Origin of the sequence: Kitasatospora sp. NBC_01246, from assembly GCF_036226505.1 — a bacterium.
GTDB lineage: Bacteria > Actinomycetota > Actinomycetes > Streptomycetales > Streptomycetaceae > Kitasatospora.
Map to the genome: position 1 here is coordinate 2,885,837 of NZ_CP108484.1, position 20,848 is coordinate 2,906,684.

15 protein-coding genes, 1 tRNA gene and 1 pseudogene are annotated in these 20,848 nt (G+C 72.4%); 6 read left to right on the top strand and 11 right to left on the bottom strand.

The genetic code is table 11. From position 1 onward, the window contains the following. Positions 1–5: 5 nt before the first annotated feature. A tRNA-Val gene (locus OG618_RS12615) sits at positions 6–80 on the bottom strand. A 209-nt stretch (positions 81–289) separates the two neighbouring features. Here OG618_RS12615 and OG618_RS12620 point away from each other — a divergent pair. Further along, entirely contained in the window at positions 290–1,609 is a 1,320-nt protein-coding gene (locus OG618_RS12620) for a hypothetical protein (RefSeq protein WP_329487464.1), read from the top strand. Between the two features lie 153 nt (positions 1,610–1,762). Next, positions 1,763–1,984 carry an FmdB family zinc ribbon protein gene (locus OG618_RS12625; RefSeq protein ID WP_329487465.1) on the top strand — a complete coding sequence of 74 codons (222 nt, stop codon included), beginning with the start codon at positions 1,763–1,765 and terminating at the stop codon, positions 1,982–1,984. A 219-nt stretch (positions 1,985–2,203) separates the two neighbouring features. Here the strand turns inward: OG618_RS12625 and OG618_RS12630 are convergent. The 3 genes and pseudogenes from OG618_RS12630 to OG618_RS12640 form a co-directional block, all read right to left on the bottom strand. Further along, a pseudogene (locus tag OG618_RS12630) lies at positions 2,204–3,040 on the bottom strand (HAD family hydrolase); the annotation flags it as partial. A 5-nt stretch (positions 3,041–3,045) separates the two neighbouring features. Next, the gene (locus OG618_RS12635; protein ID WP_329487466.1) at positions 3,046–5,580 is read right to left on the bottom strand and encodes a phosphoribosyltransferase; all 2,535 of its coding nucleotides are present in this window, start codon (positions 5,578–5,580) and stop codon (positions 3,046–3,048) included. Positions 5,581–5,771: 191 nt separating this feature from the next. Then, positions 5,772–7,118, bottom strand: a complete 1,347-nt coding sequence (locus OG618_RS12640) for an HpcH/HpaI aldolase/citrate lyase family protein (protein WP_329487467.1) — start codon at positions 7,116–7,118, stop codon at positions 5,772–5,774. 518 nt (positions 7,119–7,636) lie between these two features. Here OG618_RS12640 and OG618_RS12645 point away from each other — a divergent pair. Next, positions 7,637–8,755, top strand: a complete 1,119-nt coding sequence (locus OG618_RS12645) for a TerD family protein (RefSeq protein WP_329487469.1) — start codon at positions 7,637–7,639, stop codon at positions 8,753–8,755. 16 nt (positions 8,756–8,771) lie between these two features. Here the strand turns inward: OG618_RS12645 and OG618_RS12650 are convergent, their stop codons facing one another. Beyond that, complete coding sequence (locus tag OG618_RS12650; RefSeq protein WP_329487470.1) at positions 8,772–9,512, bottom strand: Tellurium resistance; 741 nt, start codon at positions 9,510–9,512, stop codon at positions 8,772–8,774. A 398-nt stretch (positions 9,513–9,910) separates the two neighbouring features. Here OG618_RS12650 and OG618_RS12655 point away from each other — a divergent pair, with 398 nt between their 5' ends. Next, positions 9,911–11,050 carry a DUF2637 domain-containing protein gene (locus OG618_RS12655; protein ID WP_329487471.1) on the top strand — a complete coding sequence of 380 codons (1,140 nt, stop codon included), beginning with the start codon at positions 9,911–9,913 and terminating at the stop codon, positions 11,048–11,050. A gap of 117 nt (positions 11,051–11,167) precedes the next feature. Here the strand turns inward: OG618_RS12655 and OG618_RS12660 are convergent, their stop codons facing one another. The 5 genes from OG618_RS12660 to OG618_RS12680 all read right to left on the bottom strand — a co-directional run bounded on the left by OG618_RS12660 (position 11,168) and on the right by OG618_RS12680 (position 15,193). Beyond that, a complete protein-coding gene (locus tag OG618_RS12660; protein ID WP_329487472.1) occupies positions 11,168–12,274 on the bottom strand; it encodes a DUF475 domain-containing protein in 1,107 nt (368 codons plus the stop codon). Between the two features lie 72 nt (positions 12,275–12,346). Continuing rightward, positions 12,347–12,922, bottom strand: a complete 576-nt coding sequence (locus OG618_RS12665) for a TerD family protein (RefSeq protein ID WP_329487473.1) — start codon at positions 12,920–12,922, stop codon at positions 12,347–12,349. Positions 12,923–13,248: 326 nt separating this feature from the next. After that, the gene (locus tag OG618_RS12670; RefSeq protein ID WP_329487474.1) at positions 13,249–13,824 is read right to left on the bottom strand and encodes a TerD family protein; all 576 of its coding nucleotides are present in this window, start codon (positions 13,822–13,824) and stop codon (positions 13,249–13,251) included. Positions 13,825–14,060: 236 nt separating this feature from the next. After that, complete coding sequence (locus tag OG618_RS12675; RefSeq protein ID WP_329487475.1) at positions 14,061–14,519, bottom strand: peroxiredoxin; 459 nt, start codon at positions 14,517–14,519, stop codon at positions 14,061–14,063. Positions 14,520–14,758: 239 nt separating this feature from the next. Continuing rightward, complete coding sequence (locus OG618_RS12680) at positions 14,759–15,193, bottom strand: DUF3052 domain-containing protein (RefSeq protein WP_329487476.1); 435 nt, start codon at positions 15,191–15,193, stop codon at positions 14,759–14,761. Positions 15,194–15,709: 516 nt separating this feature from the next. Here OG618_RS12680 and aceE point away from each other — a divergent pair. Both aceE and OG618_RS12690 read left to right on the top strand, forming a co-directional pair. Continuing rightward, positions 15,710–18,460: a pyruvate dehydrogenase (acetyl-transferring), homodimeric type gene (gene aceE, locus OG618_RS12685; protein WP_329487477.1), complete on the top strand. Its 2,751-nt coding sequence runs from the start codon at positions 15,710–15,712 to the stop codon at positions 18,458–18,460. A 182-nt stretch (positions 18,461–18,642) separates the two neighbouring features. Beyond that, the gene (locus tag OG618_RS12690; protein WP_329487478.1) at positions 18,643–19,089 is read left to right on the top strand and encodes a nitroreductase/quinone reductase family protein; all 447 of its coding nucleotides are present in this window, start codon (positions 18,643–18,645) and stop codon (positions 19,087–19,089) included. A gap of 81 nt (positions 19,090–19,170) precedes the next feature. Here OG618_RS12690 and OG618_RS12695 read toward each other — a convergent pair whose 3' ends face one another. Next, the gene (locus tag OG618_RS12695; RefSeq protein ID WP_329487479.1) at positions 19,171–20,775 is read right to left on the bottom strand and encodes an MFS transporter; all 1,605 of its coding nucleotides are present in this window, start codon (positions 20,773–20,775) and stop codon (positions 19,171–19,173) included. Between the last annotated feature and the right edge of the window lie 73 nt (positions 20,776–20,848).

Here is a 20,848-nt window from a genome sequence, read left to right on the forward strand (position 1 = left end):
TGGGCTGGTGGGCGCGGACGGTTTCGAACCGCCGACATCTGCTTTGTAAGAGCAGCGCTCTACCACTGAGCTACGCGCCCCCCGTCGCGGCCCGGTGGGGGCACGACGACTGCCTAGAGTACCTGGTCCCGGGGGTGGTGTGGTGCGGGCGCTCGGGGAGTGGGACGGGTGGGGGTGCCGGTGTGGTGGGGCGATCGGGAACAATGGGCAGTGGATCAGCGGTCGGAACAGGGAGCGCGCAGTGAGGGTGGCCGACGGGAGTGGGTGGGGGCGGCGGCCGGGGAGTGCGGTGGCCGAGGCCCTGGTGTTGCCGCTGGTGATCGCGGGCGCGCTGGGCGCCGCCGGGGCGGCGTCGTTCGGTACGGGCGGGGGCTGGTGGGGCCGGCGCGGCGGCGAGGGGGTGCGGGCGGACGCGAAGGCGGCCCGGGACGCGGCGCAGCAGGCGTTCTACGAATTGGACTCCACCCAGCGCGAGGTGCGGCTGGCGGTGGAGACGGTGCGGGCGGCGGAGGACGGCGCGACGGCGCAGCGGGCGGCGGCGGATTTCGAGGCGATCTCCGGCCGGGTGGACCAGGTGACCGTGAACTACCTGGCGGCGCTGGACGCGCACGATCTGGATGCCGAGGAGCTGGAGTCCGGTGCCGCGGCGCGGGCCCGGCACCAGTTGCAGGACGTGAAGGGGCAGCTCGGGTCGGCGCAGGCTGAGCTGGACGGCTTCCTGCAGCGGTTGCAGCCGGTGCTGCAGCACGCCGAGTCGCAGCTGATGCGGGTGACCCCGGCGGTGGAGGGGGCGAAGCGGTCGTTGCTGACCGCGACCACCACGCTGGAGGCGGTGCGCGGCGCGGGGCTGAAGGCGGACGACCTGGCGGCCCGGTTGGCGGAGCTGAGCCCGGAGTTGGGCCGGCTGAACGAGGGCGCGGGTCGGCACGGGGTGGCGGCGACGCTGCAGCGCGCGGAGCGGGTGAAGGAGCGGGCCGACGCGATCACGGCGGACGCGGAGCACCTGCCGGAGCGGGCCCGGGAGATCGACCGGCGGGTGGCCAGCCTGCGGACCCGGATCCAGGCGCTGGAGACCAAGGCCGGCACGGTGGAGCCGGCCCTGAGCGAGCTTCGGCGGCGGTTCGCCACGGCGTGCTGGCAGGACCTCCAACGAGTGCCGGACCAGGTGGCGGAGGCGGGGCGGGCGGCGGAGCAGAAGCTCGCCGAGGCGGCGCGGGCGCGCGACGAGCAGCGCTGGCCGGACGCGACCGGCGCGCTCGGCACGGTGCGCGCGCTGCTGGACACCGCGGACGGCTCGGTGGTCGCCGTGAACGAGCGGCTGCGGCAGCTGAACGAGGTGCAGCACGATCCGAACCGGGAGATCGAGCGGACCCGCTTCGCGCTCCGGGACGCCCAGCGGCTCGCGATGGCGGGGCGGCAGGCGCCGGACCCGCGGCACGCGGCTCCGCTGGACGCGGCGGTCGGCCGGCTGGACCGGGCGGTCGAGGCGCTGGAGACGGCCGGCCGGCACCCCGACTACTGGCACTTCCTGACCGAGCTGGCGGCGGTGCGGGAGACGGCGGCGCAGGTGGTGGAGCTGATCCGCGAGGACCTGGGCGGCCATCGGTAGCGCGAGCCGCCCCCGGCCACCCGGCCGGCGGCCCCGGCAGCCCCGGCAGCCCCGGGGACCCCGGGACCTTGGCGGCCCCGCCGACCTCGGCGGCCCCCCACGGATCGTGCGGGCCCCCTGCACCGCCGGCCCGCGCCGGGCTACCCTGCGGGTATGCCACGCTACGACTTCCGCTGCCGCTCCTGCGGGGCCACCTTCGAACTCCGCCGCACGATGGCGCAGGCCAACGACCCCGCGGTCTGCCCGCAGGGGCACGAGGACACCGTGAAGCTGCTGTCGGCCGTCGCCGTCACCGGCGGCGCGTCCGGCGGCGCCGCGCAGCAGGCCCCGTCCGGTGGCGGGGGCGGCTGCTGCGGCGGCGGTTGCTGCGGCTGACCTGAGCGCGGAACGGCCGGCGGGCACGGGGAGCGGCTGACCTGAGCGCGGAACGGCCGGCGGCGCCGGGCCTCAGCCCTTGGCCACGGACTCCAGCGAGCCGGCCTCCGGCCCGCCGTCCGAGTCGGCGGTCCGCGAGACCTCCGCACCGACGGTCCGCGGGCCCTCCGCACCGACGGTCCGCGAGACCTCCGGGCCCGCACCCACACCCACACCCACGCCTGCCCCGCCCCGGACACGGGCCAGGAACTGACGGATGATCTCCTCCCCCGCCGCCACGCCCACCTGGTCGAGCGCGGTGACCCCGGGGGCCGTCCAGCCACTGTCGGCGAGTTCCCCGTGCCCGGGGCGCCAGGCCGCGTCGGCGGCCAGCAGCAGGTCCGCGTCGAGCAGCGAGTCGCCGGCGGCCAGCACGGTGGCGCCGCCGACGCGCCGCTCGACCTCGGCCAGCGCCGCGCTCTTGCTCAGCGGCGCCGGGACGGCGTAGACCTTGCGGCCCTGCAGCGAGACCGTCCACCCGCGCTCGGCGCACCAGCCGGTGAGTTCGTCGAGCCAGCCGGCCGGCAGCTCGGCGCGTTCGACGACCAGGTAGGCGAAGAGCTCGTCGGCGACCCGGCGCTTGTGGGTCCACTCCGGGTCCGCGCTGAGCGCCAGGTGTTCGACCACCTCGGCCAGCGGCACCGACGCGGTGGCCAGCCGGCCGGCCACCTCGGCCTGCCAGTCCTCGTCCGGGACGCCGTCGACGAGCAGCCGGCCGCCGTTGCTGCAGATCGCGTAGGCGGGGATCCAACCGGGCGTCGGGCCGGGCAGGTTGACCCGTTCGTACTGCGTCCTGGTCCGGGTGGTGGCGGGGACGAGCAGGGCTTCGCGGGCGAGTTCGACGAGCAGCCCGGCGGCCTGCTCGGTCATGAACGAGAGCGCCTTGCCGTCGTGCACCTCGACGGAGAGCAACCGCGGTGCGAGCCGGTCGGGCACGTCCAGGGCGAGGGCGCGGTTGCTGTAGATCAGGGTGCGGTCGAGGTCGCTCGCGACCAGGAAACCACTGGGGCTGCTCATCGGGTTCAGGACTCCTTCACCAGGACGGCCGTGCCGGAGGCGCCGGTCGCTCCCCGGCTGTAGCGGGGGTGGATCAGGCCGACGCACGAGTACGGCAGGTCGTCGACCTCCTCGACGGGGATGCCGCGCTGGGCGGCGAGCAGGCGGACGTGGTCGAGGTCGGCGCCGGTGCCGCGGCGGGCCAGCACCCGCCAGGGGACGCGGCGCAGCATGACCCGGGTGGTCTCGCCGACGCCGGGCTTCACCAGGTTGACGTTGTCGATGCCGTACTCGGTGCTGATCCGCTCGACGGCGGCCCAGCCGGCCCAGTCGGGGGTGCGGTCCTCGGCGGCGAGCCGGTCGGCCGCCGTCCGCACCTCGTCCAGGACCTCGGCGAAGTGGTCGGCGACGGTGTCCAGGAAGGCGCCGGAGACGTCCCCGCCGGCCAGTTCGGTGTAGTGCTTGGCGCCGTGGAAGTCGTCCGGGCCGATCAGGTCGGTGCGCAGCACGGTGCGGGAGACCAGGCCGGAGACGGTCGAGTTGAGGCAGGCGGAGGGGATGAGGAAGTCGTCCCGGGTGCCGTAGGTGCGCACGCAGCGGCCGGGGTCGGCCAGGACGGCCAGTTCGGGGTCGAAGGCGGTGCCGGCCAGGGCCTCGGCGAGTTCGCGGGTGATCGCGCCCTTGCCGGTCCAGCCGTCCACGAACACCACGTCGGGGGCGTGGTGGTGGGCGTCCAGGTAGCGGACGGCGACCGGGTCCAGGCCGCGGCCGCGGATGATCGAGACGGCGTAGTGCGGGGTGTCCAGGCCGTGTGCGAAGGCCAGCCAGCGGCGGATCAGGACGCCCACCGGGGTGCCGGCCCGGGCCAGCGAGGCGAGCACCAGGCCGCGGCCCCGCTCGCGGAGCAGCGTCTCCGCGACGGTGCCGACGGCGAGCGCGATCCGGCGGGCGGAGACCCGCAAGGCCTGGTGGAACAGCTCCTGGTACTCGGGGCTGGGCTGGTACTCCACCGGCAGGGACTCCGCATAGTGGGCGCCGCCGTTCTGGACGGCCTCCTCGCGCTCCTCGGTCGGGGCCTCCAGCGGGACGTCGGAGAGGTCCTTGAGCAGCCAGGAGACCTCGTCGGCGCGGTAGGAGGAGAACTCCGGGCCGTGCAGCGGCACGGGCAGCGCGCTCCGCTCCGGCCGGACGGCCGGGACCGGCCGGTGCGAGGGCAGCACGGCGAGCACCACCCGGTCGGTGACCTGCCGCAGCTGGGCGAGCAGAGAGCGTTCGCCGTCGTGCAGTTCGGGGGTGTCGGCCACGTCGTCGACCACCAGCACCACCGCGTCGAAGCGGCGGGCCGGGTCGGCGCCGGGGGCGACGTTGTAGACGAAGCGCTCGCGCGAACCGCCGTCCTGCGGATCGTCGTGGGCGGGGAAGGAGAGCCGGGTGCGGATGGCGTAGCCGGGGTCGTCCACCGCGAGGACGGGCGAGCGGGTGGTGGTGGAGTAGCGGACCCGCTCCTCGCCGTCGGGGAGGTGGTCCGCGAGGGCGCCGGCGAGGCGCAGCGGCGCGTACATCAGCTCCTCGCAGCCGAGGACCAGCACCCGGCCGGAGCCGGCCGCGCCGGACTCCCGGCCCTCGCCCGCCGCCGGGCCCTCGCCCGCCGCCGGGCCCTCTCCCGCTGCCGGGCCGGCGTCGCCCGGCTCCAGCGCGGCGGCCAGCTGGGACGCCAACCGCGGGAGCGCCTCTTCGAGTTGTGCCCGGTGCGCGGCGCTGAAGCCGTGCCGTCCGCCGTCCGGCAGGCCCGCGGGCCAGTCGAGGGCGACCCGGACCAGCGGGGCGGGGGCGGCCGGGGGCGGCTCCGGCGCGGGGCCGACCTCGGCGATCAGCTCGGCGGCGCGGGCGAGGATGTCGGCCGGCAGCTCGACGCCGCCGCCGGCCGCGGCGACCAGGTCGAGCCGGGTGCCGAGTTCGGCGGCGGTGTCGACCAGTCGGCGGCGGTCACTCTCGTCGCGCAGGTCGACCAGGGCGACCACGACGTAGTGGGCGCGCGGGTGGCGCGCGTGCAGCTCGCGGATGGTGTTGAGCACGGTGTTGCCGGTGGAGAACTCGTCGTCCACCAGGACCAGCGGGCCGTCACCGGCCAGCAGCGCGGGGTCGGCGGGCAGCAGCAGGTGGGAGGTGGCGTGCGAGTGCTCCTCCTCGAAGCCGCCGACCGGGGTCAGCCCGGCCACCGGGCGGCGCGTGGAGTGCAGGTAGGGGGCGTCCAGGGCGTCGGCGACGCTGTGGCCGAGGCCGGTGGCGGTCTCGGCGTAGCCGAGCACGACGGCACGGGCGGCCGCCTCCTCGCCCAGCAGCTCGCGCACCAGGCGGCCGAGGTCGAGACCGGCGCCGTGCACCACGGACGGGCGCTGCGGGACGTGCTTGCCGAGCACGGTGGAGACCAGCAGGTGGGCGCGCTTGGGGTTCTCGCGCAGGGCGAGGCCGACCAGGTCGGGGAGGCGGTCCGAGCCGGTCAGACCGACGCCCGCCCGGTCGGCCACCCAGCGACCGGTCCACTCTTGCTGTGCTGTCACTACTGGTCCTGCCTTCGATGGTGCGAGTCGTGCGGTCGGTGCGAAGCGGTGCGAGTCGTGCGGTCGGTGCGAAGCGGTGCGAGTCGTGCGGTCGGTCCGAGAGGTACGGGAAACGCGAGAGGTACGAAAGGTACGAGCGGCCCGCGAGGTACGAGAAGCGCGAGAGACCCACGCGCCACGAGCCCCCGCGGTCAGCCGCAGAGGCAGGCCGAGAGCAGCTCCGCGAAGCTGACGTCCTCCCTCGCCACCCCGAACACCTCGGCGCGCAGCATCACCCGCTCGGCCCAGGCCCGGTGCGGCTTGGCCTCGTTCATCTTGTTGGTGTACGCCGAACGCAGCACCCCGCCGCCGCCTCGCTCCTGGTCCAGGATGTCCCGCGCGTCGCTGTACTCCTCATGGGTGACCACGGAGAGCGCGTGCACGGCGGGGACGTGGCTGGGGTGGATGCAGGTCTTGCCGAGCAGTCCGTTGGCCCGGTCGAGCTCGATCTCGCGGATCAGGCCGTCCAGGTCGTGGTCGATGATCCGCTGGCGCACGGCCACCCCGGAGGGCTCCGCCTCGGCGAACGGGGTGCGGCGCAGCTGCGGCTTGAACATCCGCTCCTGGACGGGGAAGTACTCCCAGACCGGACCGGTCACGGTGAACCCGGTGCCGTCGGCCCGGCCGAGCACGTTGACCACGTCCCCGATCACCGACGCGACCAGCGCGACGTCGTACGCGGTCAGGTCGGGCGAGCGGCGCAGCCCGTACGCGGAGCAGAGGTCGGTGACTCCGAGCCGGACGGCGAGGACGCGCTCGCGGTGCTTGTCGAGCAGCCGGGCGATGCCGAACAGCTGCTCGCGGCGGGTCTCCAGGTGGGCCAGTTCGGGGGACTCCAGGACGGGCATGGCGAACAGCCGGCGGCCGGTGGCCGCCTCGGCTCCGGCGAGCGCCTCCAGGAACTCGCCGCCGCTCTCGTCGGTGAACTTCGGCAGGACGAAACCGGTGAGCAGCCCGATCGCCGGGCCGAGCCGGCCGGCCAGGTCGGTGATCTGGGAGGCTGCTCGGACCCTGATGAAGAGGAGGGGCAGATCCTGTGTGCGAGCCGTGGAGGTTTCGGCGGCCTCGACCGGCTCGGGCGTCACTCCCCGCACCTTCCCGAGCCACCCGCCGGGCATCTCCGGGCGCACCTCGCCGCGCGCCCGCAGGTCGTCGCGGACCGCCGCCTCCCCGGCCGCGCCGGGTGCCCCGCCCCGCGACGGAAGCCCGCCGTGCGGCCCCTCGAAGAGCTCGCCGAGCTGCACCACCAGGTTGGCCTCGGCCGCGGTCACCTCGTGGTCGGCGATCGCGTCCTCCAGGCAGAGCACCATCGAGACCACGCCTCGACCCGCCTGCTTGCGGATGTCCTCACCCAGCGTGGGCCGGGTGGCGGGGCTGTAGAGGGTCGCGCCCAGCGCGGTGGCGAGGACGGCCGCGTCGCTCTCCGCCGAGAAGGCCCTGGGCTGTTCGAGGAAGAGCCGGCCGCGTACGTCGTCGGCGAGGTGGCCGAAATGGCGCATGGTGCTCTCCTCAGGGGTTGCGGCCGCCGGTCCCGGCGGGGTTCGTGCTCAGGGGCGTGCGGGGTTCGTGCTCAGGGGCGTGCGGGGTTCGTGCTCAGGGGCGTGCGGGGCTCGTGCTCGGGGAGGTTCGGGCGGTGCTCGGGGGTGCGGAAGGGGGCCGGGAGGGAGTGCGGAGGCGGCTCGGGGGGTGCCGCGATCAGGTGGGGAGTCGGGCTGCGGGAGGTCGGAGTGCGGGCCGTCGGGCACCGTTGCGGGGTGCGGGGCGTCACGATGGTTAACCGGTCCACCGGGCCCGGTGGTTCCCGGGCGCGCGCTGCTGATCCCCCTCGCCGAACCCCCCCGGGGCCCTCTGGCCGCCTATCGTACGGACGACTTCCGGTCGAATGCGATTCGGAAACATCGAATTCTCGGAAGATTACCCTCCGCTTCACAAACCGCAAGCATTGGCAAAGTCCGATGGCCGCGCCCCCTCCGGTCACGTTGTCCGAAGGGGTGGCGAACAGGCAGGATGGTCCGCTATGACGCACGTGATGGCCAAGGGCGCCAACATCGCACTGCCGGTGGCGGCGGTCCGCGCCGTGCTGCGCTGGAGCGCCACGCCCGGTGCGCCGGACGTGGACGCCTCCGCGCTGCTCCTCGGCGCCGAGGGCAGGGTTCGTTCGGATGCCGACTTCGTCTTCTACAACCAGCCGAGGCACCCGTCGGGCCTGGTGCGCCACCTGCCCAAGCAGCAGACCGCCGCCGGCGCCGAGATCGCCGACACCGTGGAGGCGGAGCTCGCCAAGCTGCCGCCCGAGGTGGACCGGGTGGTGCTGGCCGGCTCCTCCGAGGCCGGATCGTTCCGCTCCGTGACCGGGCTGCGCCTGCTGCTCTTCGACGCCGGCGCCGGCGAGGGCGCCGCAGCGCTCGCCGAGTTCGCGATGCCCGAGAACGACGACGTCACCGCGCTGGTCGCGGGCGAGCTCTACCGCCGGGCCGGGTCGTGGAAGTTCCGGGCCGTCGGCCAGGGCTACGCGTCCGGGCTGATCGGCCTGGCCACCGACTTCGGGATCACCGTCGAGGACGGCGCGGCGGACGCCCGCGGCGCCGGTCCGGCCGACCCGCGCGCCGCCGTGCCGGACCCGCGCCCCGTCGCCCGCCCCGAGCCGGGCACGTACACCCTGGCGCCCGCCGTCCCGCTCGGCGCCGCGCAGGCCGCCGCCCCGCAGCCGCCCGCGTCGGCCCCGGCCGTACCCGCCCACGCTCCGCCGCCGCCGCAGGCGCCGCCCGCGATGCCGACGACCGCGCCGACCGTCCCGCCCGCGCCCCCGGCCCGGCAACCGGGGTACGGGTACCCGCAGCCCGGCCCCCAGCAGGGCGGCTACGGCTATCCCCAGCAGGCCCCGCGCCCCGGGTACGGCTACCCGCAGCCGGCCCACCAGGCACCGCAGCAGCCCTACCCGCAGCAGCAGGGCACCTACGGGTACCCGCCGCAGCCCGCACCGCAGCAGCAGGGCGGCTACGGCTACCCCCAGTCGGCCACCGCGCCGCCGTCCCAGCAGCAGGCCCAGCAGCCCGCGCCGCCGGCCCCGCAGCCCCCGGCCGCCCCCGAGGAGTTCGCGCTGCCGCCGCAGGGCCCGCAGTTCCAGCCCCGCTGACCGCCGCGCGGGGCCGCTACTCCGGCCCGGACGGGCCCTTGTACCCGCGCTGCCACTGCATCCCGAAGCCGTACAGCCGGTCGATGTCCGCCTGGAAACCGTTGACGTAGCGCACCTCGCGGCGCACCGTCAGCTGGTTGTCCCCGGAGTTCTCGATCAGCACCACCGCGCAGGAACGGGCGGCCGGGGCGCGTTCCTCCAGCTTGATCTCGATCCGCGGACCGGTCTGCGGCACGATCGTCACCACCGCGTTGGCCTGCTCGAACGCGGGTGTGCCGTCGTAGATGTAGACGAAGATGAGCAGCCGCTTGAACTGGTCCTTCTTCTCCAGGTTCACGTACATCGTCTCGCCGGACGGCGCCCCGTACTGGTCGTCGCCGCTGAGCTTGACGAAGGGCGCGCGCTGGAGGTCCCCGAAGTAGCCGCCGAGCGGTTGCACCACGCCCCGGCTGCCGTCGGACAGTTCGTACATGCAGGCCAGGTCGAGGTCGACGTTGAGCTGGGCGCCCTGCTGCGTGTCCGGCTCCACCGGGCTGAGGATGCGCGGGCTGAACCAGCGCTTGAGCGCGTCCCGGCCGGAGGAGCGCGGCGCTCCTATCCGGGTGGTCCAGTGCAGGTTGACGTAGAGGTAGCCGGTGGTGGCCGCGGCCCCGGTGATCGCGTGCTGCGGCGTCGACTTGGTGAGTGTGATCTTGTGCTGCCCGCCCGGGTCCAGGGTGTTCCGCTCCCCGCGCAGGTACTCCCAAATCGAGGCCATCCCAGTCCTCCCCCAGGGCCGCCGGTCGGTCCGGCGGTCCGTCGCCCAATGATCCGGCATCAGCCCGCCCGCCGGGTACCCGAACTGCTTACCCAGCCACGTGAACCGGACACCGACGGTGCACCGGCGGGACACCGGCCGACCACCCGCCAGCCGACCCGACGGCGGCCGGGAGCCGACGGCGGGTCGGCTGGCGGGACGAAGGTCCCCTCCCGTAACATGCCGCCCCTTCGGACGCGATATCGTCTAGCCGCACAGGTGTCCCGACCGCCCCTGCCCGGGCGCGGTGGGCGCCCGGCGGCAAGGACGTACCGTCAGGCCCTGTCCCGGCGACGGGATCTGATCGTCTGTGTCGCACTGTGACCTGTCCCCTGCGGAAACCCGAGGCCCGACCCGCAATGAACCTGACCTCCATACAGCTGGTCTGGACCGTCATCGGCGGCGCAGCCCTGCTGTTCACCGCCATCCTGGTGGCGACGCTGCGCTTCAAGAACACGACCAAGAACGAGGACTCGGGTGACTCCTGGGAGCGCACCGAGGAGCGCCGCCGGCGCAAGGAGATGATCTACGGAATCTCCTCCTACGTCCTGCTGTTCTGCTGCGCCGGAGTCGCCGCCGCGCTCTCGTTCCACGGCCTGGTGGGCTTCGGCAAGGAGAACCTGGGCCTGTCCAACGGCTGGGAGTACCTCGTCCCGTTCGGCCTGGACGGCGCCGCGATGTTCTGCTCCGTGCTCGCCGTGCGCGAGGCCAGCCACGGTGACGCGGCGCTCGGTTCGCGCCTGCTGGTCTGGGTGTTCGCGATCGCCTCGGCCTGGTTCAACTGGGTGCACGCCCCGCGCGGCGTGTCCCACGACGGCGCCCCGCAGTTCTTCTCCGGGATGTCCATCTCGGCCGCGATCCTGTTCGACCGGGCGCTGAAGCAGACCCGCAAGGCCGCGCTGCGCGAGCAGGGCCTCGTCCCGCGTCCGCTGCCGCAGATCCGGATCGTCCGCTGGCTGCGCGCCCCCCGCGAGACCTACGCCGCCTGGTCGCTGATGCTGCTGGAGAACGTCCGCAGCCTGGACGAGGCGGTCGAGGAGGTCCGCGAGGAGCGCCAGACGAAGGAGGCGGCCAAGCTGCGTGCCCGCAGCGCCGACCGCCGCGAGCGCGCCGAGCTCAAGGCCATCTCCCGCCAGAGCGGGATGCTGGCCCGGGCCCGCGGCGGCCGGCAGGTGCCCGCGCTCACCGCTGCCGGAGACGGCCCGAACGCTTCGGAGCCTGCCCTAGCCGCTGACGCCGACGCCACCTCCCAGACCGGCCGCTCCGTGCTGGAGCCCGCTTCGCTGAGCGCCCTGGAGGCCGGCCGCCGCCCGCGGGCCGCCGTCGGGTCCTCCTCGACCGACCCGTTCGGCGACTCGTCCTACCTCGGCAGCGGCTCCTCCTCGTCCTCCTACCGCAGCTCGACCATCGACCTGACGGCCGACGACGACACCCTGTCGATGCCCAAGCTGGACTCGCTGGAGCGCAAGCTGCGCGCCATCGAGCAGCAGCTCGGCTGACCCTCCCGCAGCGGGGACAACCGAACCGAGCACCGCGCACGCAGAACGGCCGCCCCCTCACCGGAGGGGGCGGCCGTTCTCGTCGGGCCCCGGGGCGACGGCCCCGGGTGCGGAGCGCTACTTGCCGGCGCTCGCCAGTTCGTGGTCGTCCCCGCCGCCGCCCGCGGCGGCCTCCTTGCGGTTGCGCAGGATCGACGAGCCGAGGGCGAGGCCGATGAAGGCGACACCGATCAGGCCGGTGACGATCTCCGGGATGTGGTACTCGATGCCGACCAGCAGGATCACCGAGAGCGCGCCGATCGCGTAGTGCGCGCCGTGCTCCAGGTAGACGTAGTCGTCGAGGGTGCCCTGACGGACCAGGTAGACGGTCAGCGAGCGGATGTACATCGCGCCGATGCCGAGGCCCAGGGTGATCTGGAAGATGTCGCTGGAGATCGCGAACGCGCCGACCACGCCGTCGAAGGAGAACGACGCGTCCAGCACCTCCAGGTACATGAAGAGGAAGAACGCGGCCTTGCCGCCCACCTGGACGATGGACTTCCCGGACTTGCCGGTCTCCTCCTCCTCCTCGGCCTCCTCCTCCAGGCCCGCCTCGAAGATCGAGGAGAGCCCGTTGACGGAGAGGTAGGTGACCAGGCCGAGCACTCCGGCGAGCAGCACCGTCTCGGCGTGCTCCCCGGCGAAGAAGTTGGACGCCAGCAGCAGCGTGACCAGCGCGACGACCGTCGAGAAGGCCTCCAGCTTGCCGACCTTCTCCAGCGGACGCTCGATCCAGGCCAGCCAGTTGTAGTCCTTCTCCTCGAAGATGAAGTCGAGGAAGATCATCAGCAGGAAGACGCCACCGAACGCCGCGATGGCCGGGTTGGCGGCCTCCAGGTACTGGGCGTAGGTGGAACCCTCGTAGGTCTTGTCGGAGTTGAGCGCGAGGTCGATGACGGTCGCGGGGCTGAGGTGCGCGGTGAGGCCGACGACCAGCAGCGGGAAGATCAGCCGCATACCGAAGACGGCGATCAGCACGCCGACGGTGAGGAAGATCTTCTGCCAGTACGGGTTCATCCGCTTCAGCACCGTGGCGTTGACCACCGCGTTGTCGAACGACAGGGAGATCTCCAGGATGGAGAGGATCAGCACGATGCCGAATCCTTCAGCTCCCCAGAGCAGGCCGGCTGCGATCAGCCCGATGACGGTGATCGCGAATGACCAGCCGAAGGTGCGGAGGAACACGGGACTTGGTTACCTTTCGAGTTCATGGCGCCGAGGACGTCGACCGCGTCGGACGCGGGTCTCGGGCCGCCGTTACTGTACGTTCACGCCGAAATCGAGGGCAATGCCGCGCAGACCAGAGGCGTACCCCTGGCCCACCGCGCGGAACTTCCACTCGCCCGCGTAGCGGTACAGCTCGCCGAAGATCATCGCGGTCTCGCTGGAGGCGTCCTCGGTCAGGTCGTACCGCGCGATCTCCTGCCCGTCCAGGGAGTTGACCACCCGGATGTAGGCGTTGCGCACCTGACCGAAGTTCTGCAGGCGCGACTCGGCGTCGTAGATCGACACCGGGAAGGCCACCTTGTCCACCTGCGGGGGGACGAGGTCCAGGTTGACCAGCACGACCTCGTCGTCGCCGTCGCCGTCGCCGGTGAGGTTGTCACCGGTGTGCTCGACCGAGCCCTCGGGGCTCTTCAGGTTGTTGTAGAAGACGAAGTACTCGTCACCGAGCACCCGGCCTCCCGAGCAGAGCAGCGCGCTCGCATCGAGGTCGAACGGCGCACCGGTGGTCGAGCGGGCGTCCCAGCCGAGGCCGATCTGGACCTGCGTCAGATTCGGCGCGGCCTTGGTGAGCGAGACGTTTCCACCCTTGGCGAGCGTGACACTCATGGCTGTCCTTCCTCCCTTTTCCTCCCGGGGCGCATCTCAAGGTCTATTCCCCCGTGGCCCCGCCCGGCCTCCTTCGGCCGGCTGAACTTCCTGAACTCCTATCCTTCCAGTGCGCCGGACCGGCTCGAAGCCGGGGCGCACGAACCGGTGACCCCCGGCCGGGCCCCACCCGCCGCCCGCCCCGGGCGCCACGAAGCCGCACAGCGCGAACCCGAGCGACACGGCCCCGGACAGCACGAAGCCGGGGCGGCCGCCGACGCCCTCGCGTCCGCGGCCGGCCCCGGCCCGGTGGTACTCCGTCAGGCCCGGCGGGCCCGCCGCCCGGCTCAGACGTTGACGCCGAAGTCCTGGGCGATGCCGCGCAGGCCGGAGGCGTACCCCTGGCCGATGGCGCGGAACTTCCACTCGGCGCCGTTGCGGTACAGCTCGCCGAAGACCATCGCGGTCTCGGTCGAGGCGTCCTCGGAGAGGTCGTACCGGGCCAGCTCCTTGTTGTCGGCCTGGTTCACCACGCGGATGAACGCGTTGCGGACCTGGCCGAAGTTCTGGGTCCGGTTCTCGGCGTCGTAGATCGACACCGGGAAGACGATCTTCTGCACATCGGCCGGCACGGTCGCCAGGTCGACCTTGATGGCCTCGTCGTCGCCCTCGCCGGCACCGGTCAGGTTGTCGCCGGTGTGCTCGACCGAGCCCTCGGGGCTCTTCAGGTTGTTGAAGAAGACGAAGTTGCCGTCCTTGTCGACCTTGCCCTGGTCGTTGCAGAGCAGGGCGCTGGCGTCCAGGTCGAAGTCCGTGCCGGTGGTGGTACGGACGTCCCAGCCAAGGCCGATGACCACGGCGGTCAGGCCGGGGGCTTCCTTGGTGAGCGAGACATTGCCGCCCTTGCTCAGGCTGACACCCACTTGTCCTCCAAGATTCGGGAGGCACGCGCTGGTGCCCCCGTGGTGCGGTCGGAGGTGCGGCGACGATTGCGCCGAGCCTCTGACCAGCCAACGGACCGATCGTAGTGCCGGGTTCCCGTCCTGGGCGGAGAACGGGCCCGGCGTGGCTGTTCGAATCCGCGCGGGGGCCCGCCCCGCGGTCCGTCCGCAGCCCGCCGGGCCCGTCGGGCACCCCCGGGAAGGGGCGCGCGGGGACCTCAGAGCGCGCCGAGGACCTTCAGGTACTCCTGCTCGTCACGGGCGTCCGGCAGGTCGTTGACGACGCTCCAGCGGACCACGCCGGCCTTGTCGATCACGAAGGTGCCGCGCACCGCGCAGCCCTTCTCCTCGTTGAAGACGCCGTAGGCGCGGGAGACCTCGCCGTGCGGCCAGAAGTCGGAGAGCAGCGGGTACTCCAGGCCCTCCTGCTCGGCGAAGACGCGCTGGGTGAACGGCGAGTCGTTGGAGACGCCGAGCACCTGGACCTCGTCGTTCTGCAGGCGCGGCAGCTCCTTCTGGATCGCGCAGACCTCGCCGGTGCAGACGCCGGTGAAGGAGAACGGGTAGAAGACCAGGACGACGTTCTTCTCGCCCCGGAAGTCGGAGAGCCTGACCAGCTCGCCGTGCTGGTTCTTCAGCTCGAAGTCCGGAGCCTCGGTGCCGACCTCGATGGCCATGGTGGGACCTTTCTGACGCGACAGGGCCGCGCGGCGGGCGCGGTGAGCGCCATCCTTGCATTCGCCGACCCCGATTCGGCCGAACGGGTGAGGCGGCCGGTGCTCGGGGCGCCTGCTTTCGCCCTCGGCGAACGCGACCCCGGCAGGGGATCCAGCCCGGAACGCGAAACGGCCGGGCCCCGCTGGAGGAAGCTCCAACGGGGCCCGGCTCTGGATCGCGGCTCAGGCGCGAGGGGCGCTCAGCGCTTGCCCGCCTTGGCGGCCTTGGTCGCCAACCGGGTGGCGGCCCAGTCCTTGGCGATGGCGATCGAGCTGGTCTGCGAGAGGCCGGCGGTCCGGGCCGCGTCGGCGATGTCGGACGCCTCGATGTGGCCGTCCCGGCCGGTCTTGGGCGTCAGAAGCCAGATCAGGCCGCCCTCGGCCAGGTATTCCAGGGCGTCGACGAGGGAGTCGGTGAGATCTCCGTCGTCGTCGCGGTGCCACAGCAGGACGGCGTCGGCGACGTCGTCGTAGTCCTCGTCGACGAGATCTGTCCCGGTGATCTCCTCGATGCCCTCGCGGAGTTCCTGGTCACTGTCTTCGTCGTACCCCAGCTCCTGGATGATCTGGTCCTTCTCGAATCCGAGACGGTGGGCCGGGTTGGACTTGTCCGCGGGGTCCGCGGTCGCGCTCACGGGAATAACCTCCAGTATTCGGCTCGGCATCCATGCCGAGGCTGTGGCCGTAGTCCACACGGGCGCGGCGGTTCGCGCAAGTACCCGACCCCCGATCCCCTCCAAAGGTTGACGTGTCGCAGGGGGACACGCCGGTCGACGTGTCGTGAATCACACCGATTTGCCCTTCTCTGCATGGGACAAGGATGCTTCGGGTGACCCCGGTCCACAGGCCGTACGCGTGCCCGAGATGCGAACGGCATTCGGGTCCGCGCGTGCGCGGGCGTAGAGTCTCCTGTTGGCCCTCACCCCGACCGCCCGCCATCGGACGATCGGGCAACCAGGTCGGACCACCTCTGTTCGTAACACCCGGTGGTGCGGGGCGCAGGCAATAGCGCCTGCTCCGCGCGCCGCCAGACCGCTCCGCCTACCGGGCGCAGCGGTTACCGATCGGTAGAGATGACGGATCTCCGAGCGCGGTAGCACGATGGAGGCGGCGCGACACACCTCAGTTTCGACCGACAGTGAAGGAACAGCGTGGCTTCCGGATCCGATCGCAACCCGATCATCATTGGCGGCCTTCCGAGTCAGGTCCCGGACTTCGATCCCGAGGAGACCGCGGAATGGCTGGAGTCGCTTGACGCGGCCATCGACGAGCGGGGGCGCGAGCGTGCCCGCTACCTGATGCTCCGCTTGATCGAGCGCGCCCGCGAGAAGCGTGTCGCCGTGCCCGAGATGCGCAGCACGGACTACATCAACACCATCGCCACCAAGGACGAGCCGTTCTTCCCCGGCAACGAGGAGATCGAGCGCAAGGTCCTCAACGCGACCCGCTGGAATGCGGCCGTCATGGTCTCCCGGGCGCAGCGTCCGGGCATCGGCGTCGGCGGCCACATCGCCACCTTCGCCTCCTCCGCGTCGCTCTACGACGTGGGCTTCAACTACTTCTTCCGCGGCAAGGACGCCGAGGGCGAGTCCGGCGACCAGATCTTCTTCCAGGGTCACGCCTCCCCCGGCATCTACGCCCGCGCCTTCCTCCTGGACCGACTGTCCGAGCAGCAGCTCGACGCCTTCCGCCAGGAGAAGTCGAAGGCGCCGTACGGCCTCTCCAGCTACCCCCACCCGCGGCTGATGCCGGACTTCTGGGAGTTCCCGACCGTCTCGATGGGCCTCGGCCCGCTCGGCGCGATCTACCAGGCCCGGATGAACCGCTACCTGGAGCACCGGGGCATCAAGGACACCTCCGCCTCGCACGTGTACGCCTTCCTCGGCGACGGCGAGATGGACGAGCCGGAGTCGCTGGGCCAGCTGTCGCTCGCCGCGCGTGAGGGCCTGGACAACCTGACCTTCGTGGTCAACTGCAACCTGCAGCGCCTGGACGGCCCGGTCCGCGGCAACGGCAAGATCATCCAGGAGCTGGAGTCCCAGTTCCGGGGCGCCGGCTGGAACGTCATCAAGCTGGTCTGGGACCGCAGCTGGGACCCGCTGCTCGCACAGGACCGCGACGGCGTCCTGGTGAACAAGCTGAACACCACGGTCGACGGCCAGTTCCAGACGTACGCCACCGAGACCGGCGCGTACATCCGCGAGAACTTCTTCGGCGGCGACCTGCGGCTGCGCAAGATGGTCGAGAGCATGACCGACCAGCAGATCCAGCACCTGGGTCGCGGCGGCCACGACCACGCCAAGGTCTACGCGGCGTTCAAGGCGGCCCGCGAGCACACGGGCCAGCCGACGGTCATCCTGGCCCAGACGGTCAAGGGCTGGACGCTCGGCCCCAACTTCGAGGGCCGCAACGCGACGCACCAGATGAAGAAGCTGACGGTCGAGGACCTGAAGCGCTTCCGCGACCGCCTGCACATCCCGATCACGGACAAGCAGTTGGAGGAGGGCTACCCGCCCTACTACCACCCGGGCCGTGACTCGGAGGAGATCCAGTACATGCACGACCGCCGCAAGGAGCTGGGCGGCTACGTGCCGACCCGCAAGGTGCGGCCGCGTCAGCTGGAGCTGCCGGGCGACGACGCGTACAAGGCGGTCAAGAAGGGTTCGGGCAACCAGACCATCGCCACCACGATGGCGTTCGTCCGGGTGCTCAAGGACCTGATGCGGGACAAGGGCATCGGCAACCGCTTCGTGCCGATCGCGCCCGACGAGTACCGCACCTTCGGCATGGACTCGCTGTTCCCGTCGGCGAAGATCTACAACCCGCTGGGCCAGACCTACGAGTCGGTCGACCGCGAGCTGCTGCTGGCGTACAAGGAGTCCCCGACCGGCCAGATGCTGCACGACGGCATCTCCGAGGCGGGCTGCACGGCCTCGCTGATCGCCGCGGGCTCCTCCTACGCCACCCACGGCGAGCCGCTGATCCCGGTCTACGTCTTCTACTCGATGTTCGGGTTCCAGCGCACCGGTGACCAGTTCTGGCAGATGGCCGACCAGCTGGCCCGCGGCTTCGTGATCGGCGCCACCGCCGGCCGGACCACGCTGACCGGCGAGGGCCTGCAGCACGCGGACGGCCACTCGCACCTGCTGGCCTCGACCAACCCGGGCGTCGTCGCGTACGACCCCGCGTACGGCTTCGAGATCGCGCACATCGTCCAGGACGGCCTGCGGCGGATGTACGGCTCGTCGGCGGAGTTCCCGCACGGCGAGGACGTCTTCTACTACATGACCGTCTACAACGAGCCGATCAAGATGCCGGCCGAGCCGGAGAACGTCGACGTCGAGGGCATCCTCAAGGGTCTGCACCGGTACGCCCCGGCGACCGCCGGCCAGATCCCGGCCCAGATCCTCGCCTCCGGCGTGGCGGTGCCGTGGGCCCTGGAGGCCCAGCGCGTCCTCGCCGAGGAGTGGAACGTCAAGGCCGACGTCTGGTCGGCGACCTCCTGGAACGAGCTGCGCCGCGACGCGGTGGAGGCCGAGGAGTTCAACCTCCTGCACCCGGAGGAGCAGCAGCGCGTCCCCTACGTGACGCAGAAGCTGCAGGGCACCGAGGGCCCGTTCGTCGCCGTCTCCGACTGGATGCGCGCGGTGCCGGACCAGATCTCGCGCTGGGTGCCGGGGCAGTACCAGTCGCTGGGTGCCGACGGCTTCGGCTTCGCCGACACCCGTGGCGCGGCCCGTCGCTTCTTCCACATCGACGCGCAGTCGGTCGTCCTGGGCGTGCTCACCGAGCTCGCCAAGCAGGGCAAGATCGACCGCAGCGCCCTGAAGGACGCGATCGACCGCTACCAGCTGCTGGACGTGGCCGCGGCCGACCCGGGTGCCGCCGGCGGCGACGCCTGAGCGCTCGGTGAGCCGGTGAACCGGTGAACCCAGGGGCCGGACCTCCTCCGTGGAGGTCCGGCCCTTCGCCGTTCCCGCCGCCGGATCCCCGGTGTGACCTCCGTCACATCCCCTTGAACCTCACACAGGTGTGAGCTCCTAGGGTCGTTCCCAGATGAACCGGACCACCCAGGAGGTCTCCCATGAACGCCGTCCACCCCGAGCCCGCCGCCGGCGGCAACGCGTACAACCGCGGTGTGATCACCGAGTTCCGGGCCTCGGCCGGCACGGTCGGCGGCTCCTTCGCGGGCACCCCGCTGCTGCTGCTCACCACCTGGGGCCGGCGCAGCGGCGAGCCGCGCACCACCCCGCTGGTCCATCTGACGGAGGGCGGCCGACCCGTCGTCTTCGCCTCGAACGGCGGCGCCCCGGCCGATCCGGACTGGTACCGCAACCTGGCCGCCCGCCCCGAGGTCACCGTCGAGCTCGGCGCCGAGCGCTACCCGGCGCTGGCCGTCCCGGTGACCGGCGGCGAGCGGTACGAGGCACTCTGGGCGGCCCAGATCGCCGCCCAGCCGGCGTTCGCCGCCTACCGGGCGCGGGCCGGGCGCGTGGTGCCGCTGGTGGAGCTGCGCCGCGCGGCGGGCTGACCCGGAAGGCCGACGCGCGAAGCCGGTGGCCCCGGACTCCCTCGGGAGTCCGGGGCCACCGGCTTCGCGGTCCGCGGGCGGTCAGATGTGGACGGCCGGGCCGGCCTCGCCCTTGCCCCGGCGGGCGAGCAGCCCGAGCAGGGCGGCGGCGAAGGCCACCACGGACGCCACCGCGAAGGCGAGCGACATCCCGCTGAGGAAGGACTGGTGGACGGCGCCGGCCATCGCGTCTACCACCTCGGCCGGGGTCCCCTCCGGGGCGGGCGGGGCGAAGCCGAGCTGGGCCGCCTGCTTGAGGCCCTCGGCCTCGGCGCCCTGGACCGGCGGCAGGCCGGCCTCGGCCCACTTGCCGGGCAGCACGTCGCCGACCTTGGCGGCCATCAGGGCGCCCAGCGCCGCGGTGCCGAGGCTGCCGCCGACCTGCATCGCGGCCTGCTGGAGGCCTCCGGCCACGCCGGAGAGCTCCATCGGCGCGTTGCCGACGATCACCTCGGTGGCGCCGACCATGACCGGGCTCATGCCCAGGCCCATCAGGACGAACCAGAGCGACATCACCCCGGCACCGGAGCCCTCGTCCAGGGTGGACATCCCGAACATCGCCACGGTGGTGATCAGCATGCCGGCCACGATCGGGACCCGCGGGCCGAGCCGGCCGATGGCCAGCCCCGCCACCGGCGAGCCGATGATCATCATGCCGGTCATCGGCAGCAGGTGGACGCCGGCCTCGACCGGCGCCATCCCGTGGACGTTCTGCAGGTAGAAGGTCACGAAGAAGATCGCGCCGAAGAACGAGAAGGCCATCAGCACCATCAGCAGCGTGGCGGCCGACAGCGGGACGGAGCGGAACAGGCTGAGCGGGATCAGCGGCTCGCGGGCGACCCGCTGCCAGAGCGCGAAGGCCGTCATCAGGACCAGCGCGCCGCCCAGGAAGAGCAGGGTGCTGGTGTCGCCCCAGCCCCACTCGGGCGCCTTGATGATGCCGAAGACCAGCGCGAACATCGCCAGCGAGAGCAGCACGATGCCGGGGACGTCGAAGGATTTGGCCGCCTTCTCGGCCCGGACGTCCCGCAGGATCCAGATGCCGAGGGCCAGCGTGAGCAGGCCGACCGGGATGTTGATGAAGAACACCGACTGCCAGCTGACGTGCTCGACCAGCAGACCGCCGACGATCGGACCGGCCGCCGAGGACGCGCCGATCACCCCGCCCCAGATGCCGATCGCCATGTTGAGCTTCTCGACCGGGAAGGCCCCGCGCAGCAGGCCGAGCGCGGCCGGCTGGAGCAGCGCGCCGAACAGGCCCTGCAGGACGCGGCAGGCGATCACCGTCTCGATGTTGCCCGCGAAGGCGATCGCGGCCGAGGTGGCGGCGAAGCCGGCCGCGCCGACCAGGAAGGTCCGCTTGTGGCCGAAGCGGTCGCCGATCTTGCCGGCGGTGATCAGGAAGACCGCGAGGGCGAGCAGGTAACCGCTGGTCACCCACTGGATCTCGGACGGCGCGGCCTTGAGGTCGGCCTGGATGACGGGGTTCGCGATCGCGACGATCGTGCCGTCCAGCGCGACCATCATCACGCCGACGGCGACGGTCAGCAGGGTCAGCCAGGGATGCCCCTTCAGGCCGCCCCCGGAGGACGAGTCGGGCTGCGGCGGGTCGTCCGCCTTGGTGCTCTTGACGACGGACTGGCTCATCTGGGGCCCTCCGGGGGCATGGCAGCGAACAGACGTGGTCGTGGCGCCCCGGGCCCACCCGTCCCCACGAGTT

What these genes read in the sequence shown, in the direction of transcription:
- OG618_RS12645 (WP_329487469.1), top strand. Translation starts at nt 7,637, where the DNA reads ATGACGCACGTGATGGCCAAGGGCGCCAACATCGCACTGCCGGTGGCG.
- OG618_RS12675 (WP_329487475.1), bottom strand. Translation starts at nt 14,519, where the DNA reads ATGGCCATCGAGGTCGGCACCGAGGCTCCGGACTTCGAGCTGAAGAAC.
- OG618_RS12695 (WP_329487479.1), bottom strand. Translation starts at nt 20,775, where the DNA reads ATGAGCCAGTCCGTCGTCAAGAGCACCAAGGCGGACGACCCGCCGCAG.
- OG618_RS12640 (WP_329487467.1), bottom strand. Translation starts at nt 7,118, where the DNA reads ATGCGCCATTTCGGCCACCTCGCCGACGACGTACGCGGCCGGCTCTTC.
- OG618_RS12650 (WP_329487470.1), bottom strand. Translation starts at nt 9,512, where the DNA reads ATGGCCTCGATTTGGGAGTACCTGCGCGGGGAGCGGAACACCCTGGAC.
- OG618_RS12690 (WP_329487478.1), top strand. Translation starts at nt 18,643, where the DNA reads ATGAACGCCGTCCACCCCGAGCCCGCCGCCGGCGGCAACGCGTACAAC.
- OG618_RS12665 (WP_329487473.1), bottom strand. Translation starts at nt 12,922, where the DNA reads ATGAGTGTCACGCTCGCCAAGGGTGGAAACGTCTCGCTCACCAAGGCC.
- OG618_RS12655 (WP_329487471.1), top strand. Translation starts at nt 9,911, where the DNA reads ATGAACCTGACCTCCATACAGCTGGTCTGGACCGTCATCGGCGGCGCA.
- OG618_RS12625 (WP_329487465.1), top strand. Translation starts at nt 1,763, where the DNA reads ATGCCACGCTACGACTTCCGCTGCCGCTCCTGCGGGGCCACCTTCGAA.